We start from the raw sequence: 8,146 nt of genomic DNA, 5'->3' as shown, positions 1-8,146 counted from the left end.
AAAGATTCCAGCTATCATTTTTTGATAACTGGAATCTTTTTTAACTTCATAAGGGCTAGTTATGTCCCAGCCCCTTTATTGTCTGGGAAATTATAAAAATAGCCCATGCGGATACATATGGGCGTGCTGAGCCGCGCCCAGCTCCACATTCCAGAAACGAGGCGACTTCACGAATCGCGTACGATAAGTCATCATGACTCGCAAGCTCACCGTGTTTCCTTTATCTCCGTTGACTCGCTCTAGTCGTTACGTTTCTAATCGGACACTTGTACTTTTATTCTGATGCAAATGAATCCTTTAAGTATCATGGATTTCATTCGACAAAATGCTTTTTTATCCCACCTTTTTCTGCTACTATAGAAGTAAGTATGATTTAGGAGGGATGACGAATGGGAATTCGAGCAGAAGCCACCCCAAACCCAAACGCGTTGAAATTTACAACGGATAAACTAATTTTTGAAGGAACAAACAGCATTTCTGTTATGCCTGGTGATACGAGCGAACATCAAATTTTAAATGATCTTATGGAATTAGAAGGTGTTGATAATGTATTTGGCTACCAAAACTTTATCACCATAAACAAAAAATTCGATGTTGAATGGGATAACCTTTCTCCCCAAGTAATAAGTGTATTAGAAAACTATGGCTATTAAGCCATACATCATATGGCTATAAAAAAGGTCAGCATTTGATTGCATGACCTTTTTGTGTCATTATTCATTATTTATATCAACTGGAAAATAATTTGCATTAATCCTTTCATCTTGTTCATTTTTTCCATAAAGAATTAAAATCGGTGGCTCTTTTCCAGTCATCACCTCTTCTGGAAGTGAAACTTCCAGAGTAAAATCCATCCATGCTACTGACTGTTGTTTGGTATTTGCTTGTTTTTCGCTAATTATTTCTTGATTTTGATGTTCAAGGATATAGAATACTTCTGTATTTCTAGCATTGACTTCTCCTTCTATAATAGCTTTTCCATCTTCTACCTTTATATCGATATTCCGAAAACTTACTGCAGTATTAGCAGTTGTTTCCTTATTCATCGAGGAATGGTTTGATGAATCATCACCTGTTTCCGCTTGGTCACCACACCCCATTAGAAATAATAAGATTAAAATAACACTGAAATATTTCATCGTATCCCCTTCTCTTATGCCTATTTTAAGGATCAATCTCTTCGGAAGAACCCAAATATGCCCGTCGTTTGTACAATATTGGTAAACGCATTGGGGTCAACTTCATTAATAATCCGTTCCAGGTCATATAACTCATAGCGTGTCACAACTAGGTACATCATGTGCTTATCTGCTTTTGTATATGCACCTTTAGCAGGCAAAATAGTGATCCCTCTTACCATCGTTTTGTGAATTTCTTTTTGTAATTCATCCGCTTTATGGGTAATAATCATCGCGGTTACTTTTTCATGGCGTGTATGAATAGCATCGATTACACGGGTAGTTACATACAATGTTAATAATGTATATAAAGCATTTTCTGGTTGATAAAGAATCCCTGCCAAAGCAATAATAATTGCATTGAGCATTAAGAAATACGTTCCAATTGGGCGATCCTTCATTCTAGATAATACCATTGCTACAATATCCATACCCCCAGTAGATGCACCTACCTTCAAGGTTAATCCTACACCCGTTCCTGCAATCACTCCGCCAAATACAGCATTTAAAATTATATCTTCGGAAATTTCTAATACAGGTAATAATTCTAAAAATACGGATGTAAACATTACAGATATGATACTGTATACCGTAAACCCTTTCCCTACTTTAAACCAGCCTAAGATCGCTACAGGAATATTGAATACTGCAAGTAAAATTCCCGTACTAACGCCTATACCAATGAAATCGTTAAATACACTAGAAACCAGCTGGGCAGCACCCGTAAACCCACTAGCATATACATTTGCTCCAATGAGGAAAAAGTTTAGCGACAACGCATTTAAGAATGCTCCAAAAATGACTACGAAAATCCGTTTTGCTTCAAATATAAACATAGCTACCTCCCTACAAATTGGTATAACATACTGATTATTTTTTACATTTTTTAAAATTTTACGTAAATATATTTTGACTATCCTACAAATTCAATTTAAACTAAAATAAAGTCTAGTTTAGAAATGCAGGTGAATATATATGACGATAAAAATTCTTGCGGATTCCGCATGTGATTTGTCAATGACTTATTATAACGAATTTGATATAGAAATGGTATCATTAACGGTTCATCTTGATGATAATGATTATGAAGATGGAAAAACAATTAACCCTAAGACAGTTTATCATGCCATGAGAGAAGGGAAAAGCCCAAAAACATCACAGGTTTCTCCACAAACTTTTAAAGATATTTTTACTGCTTACGCTGAGTCAAATCAACCTCTAGTGTATCTTGCATTTTCTTCTGAACTTTCCGGTACCTATCAAACAGCTAAGATGATGGAACAGGAAGTAAAGGAGATTCACCCAGAAGCACCTATTCACGTTATCGATACAAAATGCGCTTCCCTAGGCTATGGACTTGTAGTTCTTCATACAGCTAAGCTTGCTAAACAAGGCGCAACATTGGAAGAGATAATCTCAGCTGCACGTACATATGCAGTAAATATGGAACATATTTTCACGGTAGATAATTTAGAATATTTATACCGTGGTGGTCGAGTTAGCCGAACAGCTGCATTTGTAGGCACACTTTTAAAGATAAAACCTATTCTTCATGTAGAAGATGGAAAATTAATTCCTTTAGAAAAAATCCGTGGTTCCAAAAAGTTATTTCAACGCATGTTAGACTTAATGGAAGAACGGGGCAAAGATTTCACAGATCAAACAATTGGAATTTCTCATGGTGATGACCTTGAACGTGCAAAGCAACTTGCTGCAATGATCAAAGAGAAATTTCCTGTTAAAGATGTCGTTATTGAAATGGTTGGCTCCGCGATTGGTTCTCATTCAGGCCCTGGAACAATTGCACTTTTCTTCTTGAATAACTCTAAGTAATGACTTCGCTTAACCCTAAACTTGGGTTAAGCTTTTTTTTGACAACATTGTAACAAATCAATCATTTTGTCCGTCTAACTAGATAAGTAAGCATTCACGCTTCAAATAGATGTATTCAAGTAAATATTAATAATTTTTCACCAACAAAATAAAAGGAGGTTCGATAATGAATAAGCAAATAACTGGATTGCTATTTTTAGTAATTCTACTATGCAGCGTAGGAATTTTTTATTCGCTTACAACAAATAAGGTAACCGCAAATATACCAAATGCCACAAGTTATGCTACCGCAGCTAAAATTTGGACCATTCATTTTAATAAAGAAATGGATCCAAATTCAATTACACAAGAAAGTGTTACCATTCGTAATGAAAACAATGAGCCCTTATCTATTTCCTTTGACTGGGAAGAATCAAACACCATTTTGAAAATTAATGCAGAAAATGGCTATCAACAAGATCACACCTACCAAATTAACATATCTAATCGCGTAAAAACAGCAAAGGGAGACTACCTCTCGGATGCTCTCACACATACGTTTACAGTCGTTAACGATATTCCAAAAATCAAAGATGCACAGCAATTAATAACAATCCTTAAAGAACGATCCACGATGACAATTAAAGAGGAATCTGCGAATACGGCTGAATCGACAAACGAATTAGCAGCTGATAAGCCCGCTGCAACTCCTACTTCAAATACAAATGTTCAAGTAGCAGGTATCGACGAGGGAGACCAGCTAAAAAGTGATGGAGAATATCTTTACTTCTCACGCGAAAATGATTTGCTCATAGTTACGGCGGGAAGTAATGAAAGCAATGTAATTAGTACAATTACAGAGAAAAATTTTCAACCGTTGGAACTATATTTACATGATAATTATCTTATTAGTATAGGCCATAGTTATAAACCGATACGTAAAGAGGATAATCATTCAACAAAGCAACAAAACAGTTCTCTAACAAGAGATATAATGCCACATCACAGTCAAACTACAGTGTTTATTTATGATATCTCCAACAAGGAAAATCCCGAGCGGATTCGGGAAGTAACATTGGAAGGAAATTATTCAGCTTCACGGAAAACAGATAACCAACTATATCTTATTGCTAATGAGCAACCTGATTTTAGAATCTTAGAAGAAGCTGATTCTAATCCAGAAATCCGTCCATTTATAAAGGATACTGCTGCAGATGGAAAAGATGGAAAGCCTATTAACTATGATGATATGTATTTCTTTCCAGAAAGTGAGGAAAAGAACTTCTTGCTCTTTACCTCCATCGATCTCAACAATATAAATGAAACAGCAAAGATACAATCCTATTTAGGTGCTTCACATGACATCTATATGTCCAAACGGCATATGTATATTGCTGTTGCTAAGTACCAACAAAATAATACTTCAAGAAGTGAAGAGACAGCAACAATGATTGCACCAATGCCTGTAAAAACGGAAATCATGCAATTTGCTGTAGACAATGGCAATATAGAATTTCAAGCTTCGACAACGGTGCCAGGTACCTTAATTAATCAATTTGCTATGGATGAACGAAAGGATAACTTTCGTGTAGCCACTACGAACGATAGAATAGATGAAAACGAAAACACTACAAATAATTTATATACATTTGATCTAGAATTAAATAGACTAGGATCCATTGAAGGATTGGCAAAAGACGAACGAATCTATAGTGTTCGTTTTATGGATAATGTCGCTTATATGGTTACATTTAAACAAATCGATCCTTTATTCGTGATTGACTTAAAAGACCCCAAAAATCCAAACGTTTTGGGCGAATTAAAAATCCCTGGATTTAGTAATTATTTACACCCATTGGATAAACAGCATGTGATAGGATTTGGAATGCACACCGAGGTTGATAATAATACGAATCATGCAGAACCACTTGTACAAACCGGCGGAATTAAGATATCTATCTTTGATGTTAGTAACCCTACTAAACCAAAAGAAACGTTTAGTAAGGTGATCGGTGAAAAAGGTTCCTTTACCGAATTAAACCATAATCATAAAGCACTGTATCAACATCCGGACAAAAATCTATTTGGCTTTCCAGTTACTCTCTTTGAGACAAAGACTGTCCAAGAAGCAGATATAACATATGAAAAACCGCAATTTTTATTTGAAGGGGCTTTATTACTTAATATTTCGTCTGAAAATGGCATTCAAATAAAGGAATCCATTACACACCAGAAACAGGAAAATGACCATCCAGAATGGGAGTCAGAAACGAGAAGAATGGCATCTATCGATAACGTTCTATATACCTTTTCCTATAATCAAATGAAGGTATATGATATGAATAGCGATAAAGTCATTCACACCTTAAACTTGCCAGATCAACCAAATGTACCAACAGATACAGAATTAAAGTAAGTCACGTTATAGGATAAAACGAAAATTACATGCATGAAAACTGCCCTCCGATCATAATCATGTAGTATTAGGTTGTACAAAACTTACAAAGGGAGGGGATAGCATGTACATCGATCAATTAATCCAGATGTATCAACATGAGCGTAATCAGTCTCCTAATTCTATGAATGATATTCTAGATTATTATCAAAAGAAATATGTTACCGGTGAAATAGATATTGTCATGTATCGAGAAATTTATTCCTTTCTTAAAATTCAAGGTGCCAGCTCTGCACATGAATATATGTACAACACACCAAAGAAGCCCTTTCCTACATCATTTTATTAAAGAAGGAATTTGATTTACTCTCTACATGAAATCTGTATCCACTATTTTCACTTAAAAAATACTCAGAAAAAGATTCATATGCTGAGTATTTTTTTATTGTCCCGTTTTGTTGAACATTATAACGCCTTAGCAATTATATGATTGAAAAAGTACGATTCGGGGAAAATGAAACTAACACTTTCCATTAGAGTAAAGAAAGCAGCTTAACAGGAGGTATAAATATGAAAATGGAAAAAGAGAATGGACAGCTGACACCCCCAGCACAGCAGCAGAATAAACAACCAGGAATAGAAGCAAAGATGAAGCCTGAACCAGCATACATCCGTGCAGACTATCATGGTAGCAATAAATTATATGGTAAGGTTGCTTTAATAACTGGAGGAGATAGTGGGATTGGACGAGCAGTAAGCATTCACTTTGCGCGAGAAGGTGCAGATATCGCGATTATATATCTTAATGAACATTCTGACGCTAATGAAACAAAGCGCTTAGTCGAGCAGGTAGGAAAAAAATGTATCCTCATCGATGGTGATGTAGGTAATCAAGCCTTTTGTGAAGCAGCTGTAGCAGAAACACTCGAAAAGTTTAAGAAAATCGATGTCTTGGTAAATAACGCAGCTGAGCAGCATCCACAGTCAAGTATATTGGATATTACAAGTAACCAATTAGAGAAAACATTTCGTACTAATATTTTCAGTATGTTTTATTTAACCAAAGCAGTACTTCCTAACCTAAAAAAAGGAAGTGCGATCATCAATACTTCATCCATAACAGCATATCAAGGTAGCAAAGATTTAATTGATTATTCTGCAACAAAAGGAGCGATCACATCCTTTACTCGATCACTATCAGAGGAATTAGCTGACAAAGGAATTCGTGTAAATGCTGTAGCACCTGGTCCAATTTGGACACCGTTAATTCCTTCTACATTCACAAAAGAAAAAGTTGATTCCTTTGGAGGGGATACTCCAATGAAAAGACCTGGTCAACCAGAGGAATTAGCCCCTGCTTACGTATATTTAGCTTGTAAGGATTCAAGCTATGTCAGTGGACAAATGATCCATGTAAATGGTGGAACGATTGTTAACGGCTAAATTGGTTTTCTGAATTTTAGTCTTAAAATAAAAAAGGGGCCCTCAAGTCTTTTTAAACTTATTCAGCCCCTTTTTTCATAGTCAGCAAATCAAGAAAATTATAAAATTATCCCATGTGGATAAATAAGGGCGTGTTAAGCCGCGTCCAGAAACGAGGCGACTTCATGAATCGCCTACGATAAGTCAGGATCGGATCGTAAGCTCACCGTGATTCCTTTATCTCCGTTGACTCGCTCCAGTCGCTACGTTTCTAATCGGACACGCTTTTGTTCCTTATTTATGTCTTCCAGGATGGTCATATACATATTCAGGAAAATCAGTAATAATTCCATCCACGCCTAGCTTTAACAGTCGATCTGCCTGTTCCTTTTCTCTGACCGTATATGGCCAAATATCCAAACCTATGTCATGAATTCTGTCTACTAATTCAGCGTCTAAAATATTCATATTTGGGTTGAAATAGTCAGCATAAGAAGCAAATTCCTCAAGCTCTTGATCCGTAACATCCTTCCAGCTCATCCCAGCCAGTACTCCTACAGGTATACGTGGTAATAAAGATTTGGTGGTTAACACAGAATCATGATTGAAAGATTGAATAATAATCTTATTATTTCTTGGCTTATCCATATTTCGTTCCTTTAATGCATTAGCTACCTTCTCCTCGATACCAGGATATAATTCTGGTGATTTTAACTCAACTAAGATACCAATTTTTCCGCGAAAAGCATCTAATACTTCTTCGAAGGTTGGAATCTTCTCGCCGGCAAATTCATCACTGAACCAACTTCCTGCATCTAGTTGTTTTAATTCCTCTAACGTATGATCTCCAACATAACCCGTTCCATTTGTAGTACGGTCTAGTGTGGTGTCATGAATAAGTACTAATTCTCCATCTTTTGACATTTGAACATCAATCTCAATGTAATCTGCTTTCATTTTAAACGCCTCATGAAAAGCTGCCATCGTATTCTCTGGAGCATGTCCTGATGCACCCCTATGTGCTACATTGACAACTTTATTTCTCTTACTAATTTCACTGTTTGATGCAAATGTAGCTGTGGTAAACATGGACATGACAATAAATGTCATTAGCAAAATTGAAACAATACGCTTCATTAAATCTCCCTCTCTTTGTTCTGTATTTAATTCTATTATAACGATGCTCTGTTAATTCAAACTAAACTGAAGATTAAGAGATTGTAAGAAAAAAACCACCTAAAGTAATGGGCTTATTGACACACATAAGAAAAACCGGGCAAAAACCAGCCCGGTCCTTTCCTGTTTGCCATAGCTAGAGCACATCCGATAGTTTGTATTC

The 8,146-nt window shown here is 36.0% G+C and carries 8 protein-coding genes; 5 read left to right on the top strand and 3 right to left on the bottom strand.

From position 1 onward, the window contains the following. Positions 1-389 precede the first annotated feature (389 nt). Positions 390-653, top strand: a complete 264-nt coding sequence (locus tag Q1A47_RS19200; RefSeq protein ID WP_026680631.1) for a NifU N-terminal domain-containing protein — start codon at positions 390-392, stop codon at positions 651-653. 60 nt (positions 654-713) lie between these two features. On the opposite strand, the gene Q1A47_RS19195 is transcribed toward Q1A47_RS19200, so the two are convergent. Continuing rightward, complete coding sequence (locus tag Q1A47_RS19195) at positions 714-1,139, bottom strand: hypothetical protein (protein WP_121604875.1); 426 nt, start codon at positions 1,137-1,139, stop codon at positions 714-716. A 32-nt stretch (positions 1,140-1,171) separates the two neighbouring features. Continuing rightward, complete coding sequence (locus Q1A47_RS19190; RefSeq protein ID WP_026680629.1) at positions 1,172-2,014, bottom strand: YitT family protein; 843 nt, start codon at positions 2,012-2,014, stop codon at positions 1,172-1,174. 139 nt (positions 2,015-2,153) lie between these two features. Between Q1A47_RS19190 and Q1A47_RS19185 the strand changes: the two genes are divergently transcribed. From Q1A47_RS19185 to Q1A47_RS19170, 4 genes are all read left to right on the top strand, one after another. Beyond that, entirely contained in the window at positions 2,154-3,011 is an 858-nt protein-coding gene (locus tag Q1A47_RS19185; protein WP_026680628.1) for a DegV family protein, read from the top strand. Between the two features lie 166 nt (positions 3,012-3,177). Beyond that, positions 3,178-5,406 carry a beta-propeller domain-containing protein gene (locus Q1A47_RS19180; protein WP_166531015.1) on the top strand — a complete coding sequence of 743 codons (2,229 nt, stop codon included), beginning with the start codon at positions 3,178-3,180 and terminating at the stop codon, positions 5,404-5,406. 103 nt (positions 5,407-5,509) lie between these two features. Beyond that, entirely contained in the window at positions 5,510-5,734 is a 225-nt protein-coding gene (gene yppF / locus Q1A47_RS19175) for a YppF family protein (RefSeq protein WP_051388293.1), read from the top strand. 221 nt (positions 5,735-5,955) lie between these two features. After that, positions 5,956-6,828, top strand: a complete 873-nt coding sequence (locus Q1A47_RS19170; RefSeq protein WP_026680626.1) for an SDR family oxidoreductase — start codon at positions 5,956-5,958, stop codon at positions 6,826-6,828. A gap of 273 nt (positions 6,829-7,101) precedes the next feature. Here Q1A47_RS19170 and Q1A47_RS19165 read toward each other — a convergent pair whose 3' ends face one another. Next, complete coding sequence (locus Q1A47_RS19165; protein WP_026680625.1) at positions 7,102-7,944, bottom strand: glycerophosphodiester phosphodiesterase family protein; 843 nt, start codon at positions 7,942-7,944, stop codon at positions 7,102-7,104. Positions 7,945-8,146 lie beyond the last annotated feature (202 nt).

The sequence above is a fragment of the uncultured Virgibacillus sp. genome, from assembly GCF_947495635.1.
GTDB lineage: Bacteria > Bacillota > Bacilli > Bacillales > Amphibacillaceae > Virgibacillus > Virgibacillus salarius.
Note: the sequence above shows the minus strand (reverse complement) of the source record. Positions and strands in the feature narration are given on the sequence as shown.